Origin of the sequence: Paenibacillus sp. FSL H7-0918 (genome assembly GCF_038007025.1) — a bacterium.
In the GTDB taxonomy this organism is placed as follows: Bacteria; Bacillota; Bacilli; order Paenibacillales; family Paenibacillaceae; genus Paenibacillus_AQ; species Paenibacillus_AQ odorifer.
On sequence record NZ_JBBOWJ010000001.1, the window covers coordinates 975,553 to 993,487 of the forward strand.

The following is a 17,935-nucleotide window of genomic DNA, read 5'->3' on the forward strand; positions in this document are numbered from 1 at the left end:
CACTTGGCTCACTTGGCTCAACTAGCTCACCTTACTCACCTTACTCACCTTACTCACCTTACTCACCTTACTCACCTTACTCACCTTACTCACCTTACTCACCTTACTCAACTAGCTCAACTAGCTCACCTTGCTTACCTAGCTCAACTAGCTCACCTAGCTCACCTGACTCAACTAACTCACCTTGCTCACTCAATTCTACCTCATCGGACCGAGGAGACCTTATTAAGCTGATTTCAGCCATTCTGCTCATCTATCGGACTCAGATGCAGCTATTCATTAAAATATATTACGATTCCGGGCAAAAGTATGACAATAAGAGCTATGGAGTCCGAAAATTTGGAAAAATGGACCAAAAAAGTTAAAATAGCGGCAATACAGTCCGTTACGATCCCAAACCATCGAGGCTATCTGTTAAAACAAACTTTCTTGATAAAAGTAGCTCGTCCGAGCCGAACTTACCAAGTGTGCATCGCTGTTGGCGTACTTTAGCTTTAGCGTTCCTCAGCGAGCGTGTCTTAGCCTGCCTCAGCAAGCCTGCCTTAACTTTCCGTTCTACATTTCCCCTTCTCCAATCCTTTGTGTCTCACCACCTGTTTTTACTTTTCCTTCGCTTTCCCCCTCTGTGTGTTCATGCGTGCGAATCCTGCACATATCCAACTAATCCAATTATCAAAAAAACAGCCAGTCCCCATCAACCTGAGACTGGCCACAATCATTACTCCATAACACTCAGCAGGTTGAGGATCATCTGTGCACTTTCAGCACGTGTTCCGTTTTGGTTCGGTGCAAATTGTCCCTCAGCCCGTCCTTGCATCAAACCAAGTCTGTACACTTCGCTGATTGCCTCTTGAGCCCACTGTGGAGCATAACCAATATCGTTGAATGCCGAAATGTTACGGCTAGCTACAGATACATTACTCTTCGCGTAAGCATATGCACGAGCCAGCATTGCAGCCATCTCCTGGCGGGAGATCTTCGCCTCCGGTTCAAACTGTGAAGCAGTCTGGCCGTTAATCACTCCAGCTTGTTTGGCTAACCCTACTGCTTCTGCATACCATTTATCTGTAGGTACATTAGCGAAACCAGCTTCCGCTTGACCTTTCAAGCCAAGCGCACGAACTAACATCGCTGTGAACTCCGCCCGTGTAACCGCACGGTTCGGATCAAATTGGTCCGCAGTAACACCTTGTACAAGTTGTTTTGCCGCAAGCTGCTTCACAGCAAGGTAAGCCCAGTGATCGGACTTCAAATCTTTAAATGTTTTATCAACTTCTAAAACAATGTATTTACTAAAATGACTGACGGCAGCAGATAGATAACCATTCGTCCATGTACTGCTCATATACTCTAATTTACCCACGTCTTCGATAAAATAAATACCTAATAAGCTTCGATCTACATCTGCACCGACCTTATATGAAATCATAATCGGCTCTGCAAACTGTCTTAACGAGAAGGACTGATCATTTTGTGTGAATATGCTAAGCGACCATTCCCGCAGATCACTTTTTGCCCGCAATTGTGCACCCGCAAGTGTACTTGCACGAGTCAACAGGTCCACTGCTGTATTATCAGCTACAGGTTTCAGCCATAGCGAAATCGTACTCTTGGCAAGAGCCTCAGCTGAGATTAGCTTACTTAGTTCTGCCAGTACTGTAGCAGGAATCGTAACGGATAAATCCTGCATAACCACTCTAAGCGGTGCGCGTCCAAGCAGCTCTGCTGCATTGCCTGGCAGAAGTAATTCCGTAATCGCCCCATTAACAGAAACCACTACTTCACCTTGAGCATTCTTGCTCTCTGACAGTTGAGAAGCCGTTATGGTGGCTACGCCCGTTTGTGCTGATGCCGACGGAGTTGGTGTAGCGGTTGGCGTTGGTGTCACCGCAGGTCCCGGCACCCAAGCACCCGGCGTTGATGTTGGCTCTGGACTTGGTGTTGGTGTTGGTGTTGGTGTTGGTGTTGGTGTTGGTGTCGGTGTCGGCGTTGGTGTCGGTGTTGGTGTCGGCTCTGCGCTTGGTGTTGGCTCTGGGCTTGGTGTCGTACCCGGCGAGCCCTCAGTCACTATCAGAATATATTCAGTGCTCAAACCGTTATAAACAGCGCTGACTTTTGTTGTACCAGCACTCAATGCATGAAGTTCTCCAGCTTCACTAATCATTGCAATGGAATGATCGGATGTATCAAAGATTACTCCCTCGAACAATTCTTGCTTGCTGCCGTCACTGTATACCGCCTGAACAACAACGGAGCCTTTACTTCCTTGTTCCAGCGAATCCGGCCCATCCATCGTTATTTCTGTAAGAATAGGTGCTTCATCATTTATTACTATAAGGTTATACTCCGAGGCGAACTCCCTATAGGTTACTGAAATCACAGTGGAGCCTTTCTGATGAGCCTGAACTAAACCCTGTTCATTGATCGTAGCAATATGCTCATTCGAGCTGGAATAATGAAGTCCATCTAATATTGCGGTACGTTTCCCAGATGCGTAGACAGCTTCTGTTACAGATTGGTCGACTTCTTCCGGTTTAAGCTGTCTCTTTCCCTGAAGCTTAATTGCTTGCAGCGCATCTACAGTTATCGTACTTTCAGCAAAAATATTCGGGTAACCTGCCACTGTGACTCTTATCTTAGCTGTCCCTGGCTTCAATGCAGTAACCAAGCCATTTTCATTTACAGTAACAACTGATTCTGCCGGATCAGGAACGATGGTCCAAAGCTTTGTCAGATGATTAGCCTCATCCGGCCCCACCTTAGCTTGCAATTGCAGGCTAGCCCCAGGCTCAAGCTCTACAGCAGTTTGATCCAGCGTAATGGATTCCGGAACCAATTTGCCGATTACTAAACGGTCAATCTCAACCCCGTCTACTGTTCTTGCGGTAACCGTAATCTCGTTCTTCTCAATCTCAACAGCCGTATAGATTTGCTCATCTTTGTCATATATTTTTTCCTGCCAAAAACGTGGTGTCAGCGCATAGAACTTAGGACCCGAGGAACCGCCGATAACATACCGAGTGCCTTCGCCTTCTGCAACCTGTTTACCCTCCTTCATCGGAAAAGTTCGCAAATAGATATGATCATGACCGTTCATCACCAAATCTACGTTGTGCCTATCAAAGACCGGAACCCACTTCGCTTGTACCTGCTCATTCGAATAGATGCTGCCGTACGGTCCTTGATGGAAAAAAATCACCTTCCACTTTTTATCTGTATCGGAAAGATCCTGATCCAACCACTCGGCCTGTTCAGTGAACGGACTACCTGAATGCTCTGTATTCATAACCACAAAGTGCGTATCCTTAATATCAAAAGAATAATTCGTACCTTTTACGCTCGCCGCACCGTTTTGCGGGTTATTGAATTGCGCCAGATAATCCCCATCTCCATTGGTTCCCATCACTTCATGGTTCCCGATAATCGGAACAAGTGTGGTATTCATCAGCTGCTTTTGAGCTGCATCAAACCACCAGTTCCACTGCTCTTGTTCAAAGCCCTTATCCACCATATCTCCAGCATGAACCAGCATTTCCGCATCCGGCATATACGCGTAAGCCGCTTCAATCGTATCTCCCCAAAGACCAAAACCAGCCTTAGAATCTGCTTGGGAATCTCCGATAAACAGGAATTTTGTAGAAGTGTCCTCACCACCACTTGTAACAAAAGCTCCTTGCTCACTTACATTTGACTCGCCATCACCCACACGATATACATATTCCGTTCCGGGGGTAAGCGCAGTGGCCTCCGCTTTATGAACTCGCATCGTTCCGTCATTGTTGGTGTTGTAAATTGAACTGCTGCCGGTAATTTTTATTACATTCGCAGCTTGAAAGCTTGTAAACTCCGCTTTTTTCACAAGTTCTACTACAGTATCCATGGTCAACGGTTCTGTCTGCCAAGTAAACTGGCGAGAAGTTGCTGCATCTTGGCCCATCGTAACATTAACATTACGCGGAGCTGCAGTAGCGTCATATGGAGCAACCTTGAACGTCATTACAGGACTATAGGTATTTCCTTTTACCGCCTGCAATTTAAAAGTTCCTTCTGCTGAAGTGACAAAGTCAGTAGTTAGTGTTCCACTTGCCCCTGAAGCAACACCTTGTACCTCCACTCCATCGAACAGCAGCTTTGCTCCTTCAACGACACTTCCATTCAGCTCTTTTACCGCAAAAGATGCATCAAAGCCCTTCGCAAGATCATAATGGTTCCAAGTGAGCATCAACTGTGTCTTCACAACAGATTCAACAGCTGCTCCAATAAAAGAAATAGGAACCCCAGTACCCTCTGTAGAAGTTACCGATCCGGATGTATTTTCAATTACAAAAGCTTTGCTAATATCTCCAGCCAACTGCTCCTGAGTGTAGGGACCCACAAAATCATTTCGAACTGTATATTGAATTTGCCCGATGAGATCCGTATCTCCCAGATTGGAAGAATTGATATTCGTTAAGTTAAGACGCACAGTGCCCAATACCGGATCAATGATGGACTCCACTTGTGTTTCTGATAACATATTCCCCCGAATTACCTGCAAATCTTTAACTGCAGCCGGATTAAAAGCAAACGTAAGATTTCCTTCCTGCAGCTTGCTCGCTTTCTCTGCCGTTACGTCCAAAGTGTAAGTGTTGCCGGCATATACTACTTCTGGTGTTTGGTACACATAGAACGGAGAGCCCAAATTTACTGTAAAATACCATTCTTTTATCGTCTGGTTACCGCTTAAATCGCGAATGGCAACTTTTACTTTATGACGGCCTTCTGTCAGTGGAACCTTTGGTTTATAAGTAATCTGACCCTTTGGAGGATAAAAGCCATGCTCCACTAATTGATCGTCCACATATACTCGTGTTTTGTCAGGATCGATTAAGGTCGTTCCCGGATGCACTACTGGATCATAACCATCATCCTCACCATTGACGGAAAGGGTCGGTGTAGCTGTTTTGACAATTTCGTTCACGCCGGGATATGCATCTTTAAGAATAGGAGGTGTTCTGTCCTCCTCTAGCGAGCCATAAATGGCACGAATATCATCAACGTAAATAGCTCCCGCACTCTTATTAAGATTGCTTGTCTCCATATAGCGGACAGGCATATCCATCGTTAACGGGGTGGTTTTCCCCTTAGGAACGGATACTTCGACGTATTTCCACCCCGTCCAGTTCACACCATTTACCTGATCAGTAAAATCCACAGGCACTGCCGCATTATTGCCATCCCGAATCTGTCCCCGCAGCCAGTGCTTTTTGCCATCTCCGTAGATCCACATACTGATCTTTTCAGGATACCCCGGAATCTGAATCCGATTGGCGGTTGAGCTTGCGGCTAAATAAGCACCGGATGTGCCTGTTTTATTAACAAAATCATATTCCAGCTTCAAGGCTTTGTCCCCGTTGCGGACAAAATCCAGATCCGACACTTCCTGAATCGCCACGCTGTTAGCTGCTGCACTAGAGGCTATATATTTATCAATGCCATTCTCAAAATCCTCCAGCATTACAGGCGGTAACCCCACATTTACTTCAAAAGAGGTCTCAACGTCCCTGTATTTAGCATAAATCTTTCCGTTTTTCCCGTTCTCACTCGTCGCCTGAAACAGACCCTTCTCGTCCACGGTTCCGATCTCGCCCTCAACCCGCCATTCGAAGCTAGGGTTGTCAGTTTGAATCACTTGTCCATTACGTAGCGCCTTCACAGTTAATTGTGCAGCAGCACCTGAAGAATAAGTTTTGATCTCATCAGGAAACCTAAGCTCTGTAAGCTTATCTACAACCTCAATTTCAGCACTGCCTTTGACTGCCCCAGCCTCTACAATTACAGTTCCTGTGCCGGCAGTGATTCCTCCGGTGAAGACTCCGTTCGCATCGACAGTACCAAGGTTAGCGTCCACCTGCCAATTCAGCGTACCCGAATAAGGCGCCGGATGGCCGTTCTCGTCCACTCCTGCCGCTTTGAATATAAAGCTGGAGCCTTGCAAAATACGTTCCGTATTCGGCTGCACAACCAGCTTAGAAGCCGAAGGTTGCTCAGGGGCTGTATTGACAAGCAATAAACCGTTACCGGTTTTACGCTCGTAACCATCTGAGCCCTGATTCATCATTCGGACACCAGATGTACCCGGCATTCTGGCCACAAAAGTAGAAGAACCGCCACCATCCAGATTCATGGCGTTCACTACGCCCATATCCTTCAGAATGTTGCCAAGCTCATCGGTATCTACGCCCTCACTAAAACCTGGCGATCTTCCATCCACTTCGAATAAAACGAGACTTCCATCCGCTTTTGTCCCAATGGCTGTCCGCGGATGAATGCCTAAAGGCCCTACACCTTGTTGAACTACTCCGTCTTTTACCAGCGGCCCCTCGCCGCCAATAGCTACCTTCACATCATTCCATTCTCCGCTGAGCGCAAAGCTGGCAGTAACGTTATTGCCAACAGATAACCCTTGCAGAACAGCACGGGACGTACCCTGGGCAGATAAAACCACTTTTCCTTGGGAAAGCGGCGTATTGCCTTGATTGTTGCGGATTTCAGATACCTTCAGCTTCAAGGTCTGACCGCTTTTCACTTCTCCCTCGACAATATCTAGAACAACCTCGTCACCCTCATTGGTTGACTTTGTAGTTGTATTATAATCTTCCGTATAAAGAACCAGCTCATTCGTATTTCGATAACGGTTGATGCTGGTCAGATTGGTTGTTTTTCCATTAATCGTTACGTTTTTGGTCAGCTTCGGCACCCCATAAATCGAGCTGCCATCTTCTTTTAAACCGAAAGTAAAAGCTGAAATCGAACTGTTCAGGATTACACCCTCATCCATAAATAACCCATTAGGAACACCCGTAGCAAAACCGGAGATTTCATAAAAATCACCGTTAATCCCTGCGATCACTCGGTTTCCAGGTGAATCCGCATACGTGGCCATTTCTGTAATGCCCTTCATACCGTATACCTTTCCATCCTTCTTACCTGCCCGCAGCTCCAAATTTCCTTGTTGCGGGTTGAACTCCACTGCATGTATCTTTTGTAAACCACGTTCATTCTGGAGATCCATCCAGGTATACATCGCCCCAGGTGCAAGCTCTGTTTGGCGAACATCAATAACGGTTCCGTAGTCTGTTGCTGGTAAATCAGAGATGGAAGCGCGAACAATTGCCCCCGGTTGTAACAACGAAATCAACAAAACAAAGATAACAACAACATTAATTTGCCTTAGATACCTTCTCACTGTGTTGACATCCTCCCCACTTGGCTGTCCTAATATCGATCTGAGCTTGGACAACATCATAGGGTTAATATTAACTAGGAAGCGTAAAGGTTAGATAAAATTTACCAAGGCATACTGTTAACTTCGTCTAATCATTTCATCAAATTCATGCTTTAGCCTGTTGATAAATCTTCGGGCGGTCTGGGAGGTCTGTTTTGAAGCAGAGACAATAGCTCCTGAATATTTCGCACGGGTATCTGGTGATCGTAACTCGATGGTTTTCATGAAGGCAGAAGTAATCTCTGATATTTTAAGAAACGAATAATCCAGACCAATTGTGATGGCCAGTCCTTCTGCAACTGCATTCTCAATCGCCCGTGTGTTGTTACTTACAAAAAGCAAATTGATCGGCCCATAGCCAGATAAATATCGCTCTACATAGTCCTTAATGTAAGGATCATCGTATAAAACCAACGTCTGCCCCACTAACTGATCCGGTGTAAGGATTGAATTCAGGGCTAGCGGTGAGTGTGGATGTACACCCACTACAATCTTTCCTTCCATTAACCTTTCAAACTTAACCCCCTTATATGTGTCAGGCATTCCCTCCGGTGAGACCATAAGTCCAATATCCATTTCATCCTGAAGTACATTATCCAGAATTTCTTTGGGTCCTTTTTCAAAAATCTCTATTTTCACATTTGGAAAATCTGCCTTAAAACTAGAGATTACCTTCACCATCAGATGCATGGGTCCAGGTATCGTAGCAATTTTCAAATGACCACTTAACGTATCGCTGTAAATCTGTGCTTCTTCTTTTAATTCATTTACTTTCATCAGGACTTCATTTGCTTTGCTAATAATGGCATTTCCTTCTGCTGTGGGAACCGCCTTTTGCCCGCGCGAACGGATGAACAAAGTAACTCCCAGCTCAGCCTCCAGCATGGTAATGGACTGACTCATTGCGGATAGAGTGATATGACGATTCTGAGCTGCTTTGGTTAAAGAACCAATCTTTGCGACTTCTACAATATTCTCGCATTGCTCCAAATTCATTTGAATCACCCCTTAAGTTAATCTTTACTTAATAACTATTAAATTTACTTAAATTTTAATTAATTTAGACAAGTGTTACAATGTAAATAAGTTAGTAAGTAACCATTTTTACTATATCAACTTTCATTTCTAGTATAACTATATTTCTTGAGGAGGAAACTCAAATGACAGACAAAAGAGTAGCCGTAATAACAGGTGGAGCCAGTGGAATCGGGAAACAAACCGCCATTAAATTTGCAAGTAAAGGTGATCAAGTTGTCGTTGCCGATTTCAATCAACAATTAGGTGAAGAAACGGTAGCACAAATTATTAAAGAGGGTGGCGAAGCAATTTTCGTCAAAACAGATGTTTCCAAATATGAAGATGTCGAAGCGCTGGTTCAAAAAACTGTAGATACTTATGGAAGAATTGACGTTATGTTCAACAATGCCGGAATCGGCCGCGTCACTCCTGTACTAGACCAAGACCTTAAGGATTATCACAGTGTCATTAATGTCAATCAGCATGGTGTAGCCCATGGGATTATCGCTGCTGGTAAAAAAATGCGTGAGCTCGGCATCAAAGGTGTGATCATCAATACAGCTTCTGTATTTGGATTCCTAGCTTCCCCAGGTACATTCGCATATCACGCTTCCAAAGGTGCGGTCATTATGATGACTAAATCCGCAGCACTTGAACTTTCGGTTCATGGCATCCGCGTGCTTGCCGTTGCTCCAGGCGCTGTAGATACGCCAATTATCCAAGGATATAAAGATCAAGGAATGGTTGACCAAATGAAGAGCAAAGTAATGGGTAACAAACTAACATTACCTGAACAAGTTGCAGACACTGTATACTTGCTCTCCTTACCAGAAGCTAGTGCAATTAACGGTAGTGTTGTAATGGCTGATGAAGGTTATGCTTCATTTAAATAAAGTTTAGGGTGAAAAAAATCCAAGGCTTCCCTCGAGGGAGGTCCTTGGATTTTTTTAAAAGTATTCAATAGATACACCCTACTCCCAAGTCCTCTGTTCATTAATCTCCAGCTTACGTTTAAACGCCTGCTCCAGATCAATACCAAGTTTATTGGCCAGATCAAAAATATTCCACACCACATCGTACATCTCGTATCCCAAGTTTTCTTTCCGCTCCGCATCTGGATGAAAAGATACCGACAAAACCTCTTTGGACAACTCCCCAACCTCAGTCATTAAGTACAGCATTCTCTGCTCAATGGTGCTGGTATCAAACCCTTTGATTTCACTGAACTCCTTAACATACTGTTGAAACTCTGCTGCATTCATTTCCTTACGCCTCGCTTTTTGGTATAAAGTTATGTAAAGATTAACACATCTCTTAGTCCCATCAATCTCCACTATACTTATTGACTGTTATGGGATAATAGTAAATTTCTATATCCTTCTTTATAAAACCTCTGCGTTGAGCTGCCAATAAGGTCTCGTACATATTCCTTCTGCCTACAGGATTATCCGTATGATGATAAATCTTATTCGCCCTTAAACCATGCTCACAAAAGTATTTCACAAAATCATACCCGTTCTTTAGTTCAATTCCCTCGGCGTCTTCACCTAAATCATGATCAAGCGTAAGGATGTTCACTTCATTATTTTCGAAAAGTTTAACAGCGTCTTCAAATGTTCTTGCCAAGGTAAACCCTTCTGGACAGTCTCGTAAGTCATCAAGATAAACATTTATCATATCGAACCTCATTTCTTCATGACGTCCTTATCTAGTGAACAGTATCCTCCAGCTTTATGGTACAAAAAAACACTTCGTTGAAGAAGTGTTCTTCAAAAAATTATGTATAATTTACCAAAATCCATCCCCTGAATCGAGGAATTCCATTAATTTTTTCTTAACGTTCTTTAAATCGATTGGGTTTAGTTGACCGATGTAATCAGATGAATTAAAGGAGGAGGCCTCCGCTTGGGCTACGCAATTCACTTTTGCAAATGAACTTTCCCCTAATCCGCAGTCTCTTCCTTTAAATAATGGAATTTTCCACTTATCATACTTTCCTTCAAAATCTTTTATTTTAGAGTGGGTCAATGCAACGAAAACAACAAAAATTGGTAATCCATCAATAATTTCCACTATTGCGACTGGTCTTATTTCGGTTTCTCCTGTTTTTGGATAATCTACTTCATACCAAAAAACTTGCCCGGCTTTTAGATTCATCTATTACTTCTTAAATTCCTCAAACCATTTTTGTTGGAGACGGTTATCAGAGTCAATTTTAGCCTTTCCATCAACTACATTCAAACGCGGTACTTTCGATTTGAAGTTAGGATGTTCAGACAATGAGTTAGGGATATTTTTTTTCTTTTGTACAAGACTCATACCATTTTCCTCCTCCTTCTCACACATTTTAGAATGACACCTCCCAAGCATTTTATTGCTTGGTTTAAGCATATCCGTCTTTGGTATGGTTTAGACCAGTATACCAATGCAGCTGCAAACACTGTAGTTGTGCTCTAATACTATTTAAGTCTATCACAATATTTACCATATATAAACCTTATTGTAGGGCGGTAGACATTTAAAATGTGGCATTTATAGAATGATTTTTTACTATTCAGATTATTCTATTATAACAAAAACACTCCTCTATTGGTTCTTCAAAAACCGATAAAGGAGTGAATCCAACCTTATTTACCAGCCCCTATTTCAGCCACTCTACGATTCTGAAAATGACGAATATCCGGACGCTCCAATCCTAGATGTTCACGAAGGGTACTCCCCGTATACTCAGTGCGGAACAAGCCGCGTGCTTGCAAGATGGGCACAACATGATCCACAAATTCATCCAAGTTGCCCGGCAGTACTGGTGGCATAATATTAAATCCATCGCAGCCGTACTCTTCGAACCACAATTGCATTAAATCTGCCAATTGTTCATAGGTTCCAACAAACTGCATATGTCCGCGTGCACCAAGCAAACGGCGGCCTAATTCTAATATCGATAATTTGTCCTTACGAGCCATATCCATAATCAGCTGAACCCGGCTTTTCATTCCATTTGATGCTTCTACTGGATCAGGAATCTCAGGCAGCTGTCCATCTACTGGGTATTCGGACAGGTCAAACCTCAACATGCCAGACAACATACCAACAACAGCGGCAGGAGGAATCAACTCCTGCAGTTCTTTATATTTACTTTGGGCTTCCTCTTCGGTCGCTCCAATGATCGGAGACAAGCCCGGCATAATTTTTAAGCTACCACGTTCACGGCCATAATCTGCTAATTTGGAATTGACGCTTTCATAGAAGGCCTTAGCCGCTTCAAGCGACTGCTGTGCCGTAAAGATCACCTCTCCAAAACTAGCTGCAAAATCTTGTCCTGGACCAGAAGATCCGGCTTGAATAAGTACAGGATACCCTTGAGGTGAGCGAGGAACATTGAGGGTTCCTTTTGTAGAATACCACTCCCCTTTGTATTCCACTTCTTTGATCTTCTTCGCGTCAGCAAATTGTCCCTCTTCGCGGTTGACGATTAAAGAGTCATCCTCCCAGCTGTCCCAGAGAAGCGTTGCCACCTCAACAAATTCACGTGCCATTTTATACCGAAGTCCGTGCTCTGGATGCTCCGGCTTCCCATAGTTATAAGCTTCCACATCAAGCTGGGAGGTGACAATATTCCAACCCGCTCGGCCTTCACTAATATGATCTAAAGAAGCAAATTTGCGAGCCACATTATAAGGTTCGTTATACGTGGTCGATACGGTAGCCGTTAATCCGAGTTTTTCTGTTTCTGTCGAAAGGGCTGACAACAGCGTCAATGGGTCCAGCATACCCGAAGCTGCTTGATCCGCACCCATCACATACAACAAATCCGCCAAAAACATCATATCGAACTTCCCACGCTCGGCGGTTTTTGCCAATTCGCGATAAAATTTATAATTGAAGATCTTATCCGCTCCCGATTCCGGATGACGCCAGCCATAATGATGATGTCCTGAATAATAAATAAATGCACCTAAATGTAGCTGATCTTTTCTGGTTCCCATAATGACCCTGCCTTTCGAATTCTAGAGTTCGTTAACCTTTGAATGTATCACGCCAATGCAGCCATCTTCTCTCCAGCAATCGAATTGCGGAATCCGAAAGTTTTCCTATCACTGCAAAGATTGAAATTCCAACGAATACTATATCTGTTTGCGAATAAGCTCTGGCATCCTGAATCATATAGCCTATCCCCGCACTTGTTCCCATCATCTCCGCTACGACGAGTACAAGCCACGATGCACCAAGTGATAAGCGAATACCAAGTAGAATATTAGGCATTGCAGCCGGAATAATCATTTTGCTAAGCAACTGCCATCTTGTATATTGGAAAATACGGGATACTTCAACAAGCTTGATATCAACATTACGAATTCCTAGGAAAGTGTTCAGATAAACTGGAAAAAAAGCACCTAATGAAATCATTAGTATTTTAGAAAATTCACCTACACCAAACCACAAAATGAATAACGGAATAAGGGCAAGTAATGGAATCGTCCGAAGCATCTGTAAAGATGGATCCAGTGTACGCTCTACCAACTTCCCAAGTCCTGTAGATAAGCCAAGTAGCAGTCCAGTAGCAGATCCCAATAAAAAGCCAAGCCCTGCCCGATAGGCGCTAATCCCCAGATGTCGAAACAGCTCACCGCTAGCTATTAAAGAAAAGAACTGCGCAATAATGGTAGATGGAGCAGGCAATGTCGTCGCAGAGACTAGATGGAGCGCAGCTGCCACTTCCCAAATCACCACTAGAGCTAGAGGTACAATCCAACCATGCAGTTTTTTTGGAATCCAGCTTAAACCATCGTCGTGACGCTCTATTTTATTACTGGATAGGTGATTGCTCATGATCCTTTATCTCCCCTATAACTGTCCTGCCATCTTAGCAATCTCGATTCCAACAGCTTCACTAATGAATCTGACAGTTTACCTACTACAGCAAACACGATGATCCCAACAAATACCACTGTGGTCAAAGAAAACGATCGCGCGTCATTGATTAGATAGCCAACACCTGAGCTAGAGCCCATCATCTCCGCTACGACAAGTCCAAGCCAAGCTATGCCCACAGACAAACGGATACCTAAAAAGATGTTGGGCAGTGAGGCTGGAATAATTAACTTACTCACCATCTGCCATTTACTGAATTGCAGTACTCTCCCAACATCAAACAACTTGTTGTCCACCGAACGGATTCCTAGAAATGTGTTCACGTATAATGGGAAAAATGAACCTTTGGCAATCAACAATATTTTTGAGGTTTCACCGAATCCGAACCACAAAATAAAAAGTGGAGCGATTGCTAAATGGGGCAGCGTGCGCAGCATTTGCAGCGACGGATCCAGCAAACGTTCTGTTTTGTATGAAAAGCCTACCCACAAACCCGCCGCTAAGCCAAGCCCTCCCCCTATTAAGAAACCAAGCAGTGCCCGCCAAGCAGATATGCCTAAATGTTTCGCCAGCTCACCGGACGCGGTCAAGCTAACCAGTTCCCGCCATATTTCACTTGGCCTTGGCAGCAATATAGGATTTAACTTTCCCATCGCTCCGGCTATCTCCCAAATCAGGAGTAAAGCAATTGGTAAGATAAGTCCAAGCAATACATTCGTCGTTTGGATGGAAAGTCCGCGCTTCTTTACTGGATTCTTCTTATGAATTAGTGGCGAGATCACAGCTTTTTCAGCACTGAATTGCATGTAAACAACCTCTTTTCTACATCTGTGGTTTCATCCGTTACTTCAAAGGTTCCTTCAGTGCTGCTTCAATATATTGATTGTCTGTTATTTTAGAAACTTCAATCTCTTTACGGATGTTCTTAATATTAAATTGAAAATCGGCTGTCTTCTGCAATTCTTCAACAACAGCATCGCTAATTGGAATGTTGATCATCTGGGAACGTTCAAACGTACCTTCGATTACCGCTGCCGGAATGTTCCGCTCAGCTGCATATCTTTCAGTCGCTTCAGCGCGATTATCTGTCTCCCAAGCTATAGCTTTGTTGGTTACTTTTAAATAAAGCGTAACTAGTTCTGGATATTTCTCTGCGAACGCTGAACGGGAGATCACAAAAGAAGGAGATAAGACACCCAATTGCTCACCATCCGTCAAAACCTTCCCTTTACCGGTCAATGCGTTAAGAGTAATATACGGATCCCATGTAGCCCATGCATCAACGCCACCGGTTTCAAATGCAGGTTGTGCTTCATCAGGCTGTAGCTGGATAATCTCAAAATCTGCTTCTTTAAGACCTGATTCCTCAATACCGCGATAAAGGAAGTTGTAAGCATTGCTGCCTTTTGTAACAGCTATCTTCTTGCCTTTCAGATCCTCCAGTTTCTGAGCAGTACTACTACCAGGTACAAGAAGAGCAACGTTATTCGTACCTTCTAATACTTGTGAGATAATCTTAATAGGAATACCCGCAGCTTGGGCTGCGATCACCGGCATGTTACCAAGAGTCGCTATGTCCAACTTATTAGAAGCGATCGCCTCTGTCATTGGGGGTCCACTTTGAAATTCCGTCCATTCTACTTTTACGCCCAGCTTATCAAATTCTTGCTCATACCATTTTTCCTCACGGGCTTTACCAAACATCCCCCCGCTGCCCTGCACGCCAATCTTAATGGTCACACCTTCATATTTGTTGGCGTCGTTCTTTCCCGCACTCTTTTCATTCGAAGCGCAGCCTGTTGCAAATACAGTCAAAACAAACATAAGAAGTAGTGAATTACGAAATAATTTCATGGATCATTTCTCCCCTTTTTATAAAAAATGGACTCTCTTTATCTAGATACCAGCACCAACATCGATTGCCGGTTCTTCAACCTTCTCAAACTCACTCAGCACCAGTCGACGTAGCTCTTGGAATGAAGTACTGGATCTTTTTCGCGGAAACGGTAAATCGATGGGAAGAATATTGCGAATATGCCCAGGTCGGGGATTCATAATGACTACCCGCTCACCCAGGAATACAGCTTCATCCAGATCATGAGTCACAAATAACATAGTCGTCTTATTGCTCTGCCAAATATCAAGAAGTACCTCTTGCAGATGTGATCTAGTAAAAGCGTCTAGTGCGCCAAAAGGTTCATCGAGTAATAATACATCCGGATTACGGAGCAACGCCCTAGCAATAGATACTCGTTGGGCCATCCCGCCTGACAGCTCACGTGGATAGGATTTCTCAAAACCCTTTAATCGTACAAGTTCAATCAATTCATCTACTTTTTTGCGAACCTCTGGATTTTTAAGCGATAAATTTGCTGCAATATTATGCTCCACCGTCAACCACGGAAAAAGTCTTGGTTCTTGAAAAATAAATCCCTTCTCAATACTCGGACCGTCGATCTGTTTGCCATTCAGTAGAACCGTGCCGCTATAGCTCGTATCCAATCCTGCCACAATTTTTAGCAAGGTACTTTTTCCGCAGCCGCTGGGACCTATAATCGTAATCAACTCGCCTTTTTTCACCTTCAGCTGAATATTGCTTAATGCGATAACATCACCTGCAGGCGCGGCGAATACTTTATTCAAATGTTCGATAACCAGTGTTTCCTCCGACACTCCATTCACCCTTTCCGATAAATTTAAACTAAACTATACTTATGTATTTAATAGGTATTCAGATTAAAAAAATAATGAAATCCTCTGAAGAACCTTATCCGATTATTCAACTAGGTTTAATTTACATCATCTTATCAGTGACATTCCTCACATGTCAAACATTATTTGCCAAATGGGTGTATGTTTTGTGAAGTGGGGAGGTTTTGCGAATGGCAAGGACATGGTATTAGTTATAGTCGATAGGGATTTATCTAATTGGATCAAAACTGCACAAAAAAATACCGCATATTTATTGGTTTTGGACCAATGAATAAGCAGTATTTTGAGGGCTGTTCACAACTGCCATCTCTTAAGGAACCTTATGCTAAATTCTGAAAATATCAGCATTGATAATAATTCCAGCTATTACTTTCTAAGCGTTCTTTCATAATCTTCAAACCGTATTTTTCTAATTTGTTTACGATCCGTTGTTCTAACAATGATTCCTTCTGATTTGCCTGATGCGTCGATGCCTACTTGCGTGTTTTCGAATCTTTTTAAATAAGAATATGTACTCTCAAGAGAAGTTGGAAACTCGGAACCCTTTATGGTTTCAAGAAGTGGTGCAGACTGCAAATCAATACTTTCAATAAATCTCTTCTTCTCAATTTCATCATAAAATGGTTGATTTCCGTGATCACGCCACATCGCAATTTTCTCCTGCGATAACTCAAGAAGTCTATATAATTCATCCTTATTCAAGGAGAACACATCAAATACACGATACCCTTGAGTTTTTCTGTCAGAATAGTTCTTGGATGCTTTAGTTTTCCCTCCATAAGATTCCTGATAAATTACGGTTAATGCCCAGTCACCCTCAAGAAGGATATCTGCAATTACTTTTTCTGCTAACGGCTTAAGAAATTCCGCAATGTTCCCATAAGGATTACCGATTCTATCTCCTTTTGCATATAACAATTCTTCTCTGGAACCAATTAGATAATCAACTTCGTTATCATCATTTTTTAATAAAATGATCCTTGAATTTTCACCATCTACTTTTTCGTAAACAAAAACATCGTCTAATTCTGCGAAGCCTCTTGACTCCGTTAAAACATCATTTAACCGACCTCGTTCACCTAATTGATGATATGTAAGAATGCTTGGGTACTTTGTTAAAGAATTAATTTTCTTTAAATCCATAAACTATTCTCCCACTTTCAAATTCACTTTATATGACTCTTGTTCTTATAAACATAAACAAAGATAGCCAAGGAATATTTTACCACTGATTACGTGTTCACGTGTTATTCCTGATGGGATTGTCATAAAGAGTTCTCCTTATTTGTTTACCAATTTAACTTTGAAGATAAGTATCATCATAATCTACGTAATTACTTTGTTGATTACGCATGAAGGTTATACGCAAAGAAGGTTCTTATATGTATTTTCAAGTGATACTCATGTAATAGAAAATCAGCAAAATAAGAATATGTAAATAGTAGTAAACACCAATAAATCTTCTTTAATAATCTGATTCAAATATTGTTTCGTTTTTATCATTTGAGAAAATAATTTTTAATTGAGCAGTCGGATTCCAAATCCTACTATCTTTTATAATTAGATATTTTCCACCTGTATATTCATACTCACGAGTCTTACTGTCAATCACCACTGAAAATGTTTTAGCATCTTTTAAAACTTGCGTATTATTAATTACAAGGCCAATTGAACCTTTCTCTAAACCACCCATAGCTATCTCATCTCGTATCATAGCCGTAGATTTAGTATAGTCAGAAGCACTACGATAAATATAAATATAGGGCAAGCCTTAATAAATTCAAGCATGTACGTATCTAAAATAACAAAGGATTTACCCTACTAACTCCACTATAACATTAAATGGAATATTTTCTGCAGCTTATCTTCTACCAAGGCAATCAATTCCGAGTTGTAGCCATTAGGTATTTATAGGTTTTATGACCATAATTTATTAGTCTGTAAGATTGTATTATCAGATGATTTTGATACCTTTAATGCGAAATGATTGAAGTTGCTTGTAAACAGTGTTACTCTATCAACGGTAAACTCAAAATCTGTACTCTTCAATACATCTTATAATAGTCA

Annotated in this window: 14 protein-coding genes; 1 reads left to right on the top strand and 13 read right to left on the bottom strand. The window is 42.5% G+C overall.

What is annotated here, in order from left to right; all coding sequences use genetic code 11:
• Window positions 1-718: 718 nt before the first annotated feature.
• Both MHI15_RS04605 and MHI15_RS04610 read right to left on the bottom strand, forming a co-directional pair.
• Complete coding sequence (locus tag MHI15_RS04605) at window positions 719-7,228, bottom strand: phosphodiester glycosidase family protein (protein WP_341164160.1); 6,510 nt, start codon at window positions 7,226-7,228, stop codon at window positions 719-721.
• Between the two features lie 117 nt (window positions 7,229-7,345).
• Entirely contained in the window at window positions 7,346-8,263 is a 918-nt protein-coding gene (locus tag MHI15_RS04610; protein WP_341122059.1) for a LysR family transcriptional regulator, read from the bottom strand.
• Window positions 8,264-8,427: 164 nt separating this feature from the next.
• Between MHI15_RS04610 and MHI15_RS04615 the strand changes: the two genes are divergently transcribed.
• On the top strand, window positions 8,428-9,177 hold the full coding sequence (locus tag MHI15_RS04615; protein ID WP_076129478.1) for an SDR family NAD(P)-dependent oxidoreductase: 750 nt from the start codon (window positions 8,428-8,430) through the stop codon (window positions 9,175-9,177).
• A 78-nt stretch (window positions 9,178-9,255) separates the two neighbouring features.
• On the opposite strand, the gene MHI15_RS04620 is transcribed toward MHI15_RS04615, so the two are convergent.
• From MHI15_RS04620 to MHI15_RS04670, 11 genes are all read right to left on the bottom strand, one after another.
• Window positions 9,256-9,546 carry a MazG nucleotide pyrophosphohydrolase domain-containing protein gene (locus tag MHI15_RS04620; RefSeq protein WP_036676004.1) on the bottom strand — a complete coding sequence of 97 codons (291 nt, stop codon included), beginning with the start codon at window positions 9,544-9,546 and terminating at the stop codon, window positions 9,256-9,258.
• A 61-nt stretch (window positions 9,547-9,607) separates the two neighbouring features.
• Entirely contained in the window at window positions 9,608-9,961 is a 354-nt protein-coding gene (locus tag MHI15_RS04625) for a cyclic-phosphate processing receiver domain-containing protein (RefSeq protein ID WP_175618934.1), read from the bottom strand.
• 111 nt (window positions 9,962-10,072) lie between these two features.
• The gene (locus tag MHI15_RS04630; protein ID WP_076129476.1) at window positions 10,073-10,441 is read right to left on the bottom strand and encodes a type II toxin-antitoxin system PemK/MazF family toxin; all 369 of its coding nucleotides are present in this window, start codon (window positions 10,439-10,441) and stop codon (window positions 10,073-10,075) included.
• Window positions 10,442-10,444: 3 nt separating this feature from the next.
• Complete coding sequence (locus MHI15_RS04635; protein ID WP_175618933.1) at window positions 10,445-10,603, bottom strand: hypothetical protein; 159 nt, start codon at window positions 10,601-10,603, stop codon at window positions 10,445-10,447.
• Window positions 10,604-10,911: 308 nt separating this feature from the next.
• Window positions 10,912-12,270, bottom strand: coding sequence for an LLM class flavin-dependent oxidoreductase (locus MHI15_RS04640; protein WP_076098651.1), 1,359 nt, complete (start codon window positions 12,268-12,270; stop codon window positions 10,912-10,914).
• A gap of 31 nt (window positions 12,271-12,301) precedes the next feature.
• Window positions 12,302-13,114 carry an ABC transporter permease gene (locus MHI15_RS04645; RefSeq protein ID WP_076129474.1) on the bottom strand — a complete coding sequence of 271 codons (813 nt, stop codon included), beginning with the start codon at window positions 13,112-13,114 and terminating at the stop codon, window positions 12,302-12,304.
• On the bottom strand, window positions 13,111-13,962 hold the full coding sequence (locus tag MHI15_RS04650; protein WP_076129473.1) for an ABC transporter permease: 852 nt from the start codon (window positions 13,960-13,962) through the stop codon (window positions 13,111-13,113). Before MHI15_RS04650 ends, MHI15_RS04645 begins: the two co-directional genes overlap by 4 nt.
• Window positions 13,963-13,999: 37 nt before the next feature.
• Entirely contained in the window at window positions 14,000-15,010 is a 1,011-nt protein-coding gene (locus MHI15_RS04655) for an aliphatic sulfonate ABC transporter substrate-binding protein (protein ID WP_076129472.1), read from the bottom strand.
• A 42-nt stretch (window positions 15,011-15,052) separates the two neighbouring features.
• Window positions 15,053-15,829 carry an ABC transporter ATP-binding protein gene (locus MHI15_RS04660; RefSeq protein ID WP_076129471.1) on the bottom strand — a complete coding sequence of 259 codons (777 nt, stop codon included), beginning with the start codon at window positions 15,827-15,829 and terminating at the stop codon, window positions 15,053-15,055.
• 405 nt (window positions 15,830-16,234) lie between these two features.
• Window positions 16,235-17,011: an RNA ligase family protein gene (locus MHI15_RS04665; RefSeq protein WP_076129470.1), complete on the bottom strand. Its 777-nt coding sequence runs from the start codon at window positions 17,009-17,011 to the stop codon at window positions 16,235-16,237.
• Between the two features lie 322 nt (window positions 17,012-17,333).
• Window positions 17,334-17,582: a hypothetical protein gene (locus tag MHI15_RS04670; protein WP_341164161.1), complete on the bottom strand. Its 249-nt coding sequence runs from the start codon at window positions 17,580-17,582 to the stop codon at window positions 17,334-17,336.
• Window positions 17,583-17,935 lie beyond the last annotated feature (353 nt).

Excerpts from the sequence above, each read along its gene's own strand:
- MHI15_RS04665 (WP_076129470.1), bottom strand. The coding sequence starts at position 17,011 with ATGGATTTAAAGAAAATTAATTCTTTAACAAAGTACCCAAGCATTCTT.
- MHI15_RS04615 (WP_076129478.1), top strand. The coding sequence starts at position 8,428 with ATGACAGACAAAAGAGTAGCCGTAATAACAGGTGGAGCCAGTGGAATC.
- MHI15_RS04630 (WP_076129476.1), bottom strand. The coding sequence starts at position 10,441 with ATGAATCTAAAAGCCGGGCAAGTTTTTTGGTATGAAGTAGATTATCCA.
- MHI15_RS04650 (WP_076129473.1), bottom strand. The coding sequence starts at position 13,962 with ATGCAATTCAGTGCTGAAAAAGCTGTGATCTCGCCACTAATTCATAAG.
- MHI15_RS04620 (WP_036676004.1), bottom strand. The coding sequence starts at position 9,546 with ATGAATGCAGCAGAGTTTCAACAGTATGTTAAGGAGTTCAGTGAAATC.
- MHI15_RS04625 (WP_175618934.1), bottom strand. The coding sequence starts at position 9,961 with ATGATAAATGTTTATCTTGATGACTTACGAGACTGTCCAGAAGGGTTT.
- MHI15_RS04610 (WP_341122059.1), bottom strand. The coding sequence starts at position 8,263 with ATGAATTTGGAGCAATGCGAGAATATTGTAGAAGTCGCAAAGATTGGT.
- MHI15_RS04655 (WP_076129472.1), bottom strand. The coding sequence starts at position 15,010 with ATGAAATTATTTCGTAATTCACTACTTCTTATGTTTGTTTTGACTGTA.
- MHI15_RS04670 (WP_341164161.1), bottom strand. The coding sequence starts at position 17,582 with ATGATACGAGATGAGATAGCTATGGGTGGTTTAGAGAAAGGTTCAATT.
- MHI15_RS04635 (WP_175618933.1), bottom strand. The coding sequence starts at position 10,603 with ATGAGTCTTGTACAAAAGAAAAAAAATATCCCTAACTCATTGTCTGAA.
- MHI15_RS04640 (WP_076098651.1), bottom strand. The coding sequence starts at position 12,270 with ATGGGAACCAGAAAAGATCAGCTACATTTAGGTGCATTTATTTATTAT.
- MHI15_RS04645 (WP_076129474.1), bottom strand. The coding sequence starts at position 13,114 with ATGAGCAATCACCTATCCAGTAATAAAATAGAGCGTCACGACGATGGT.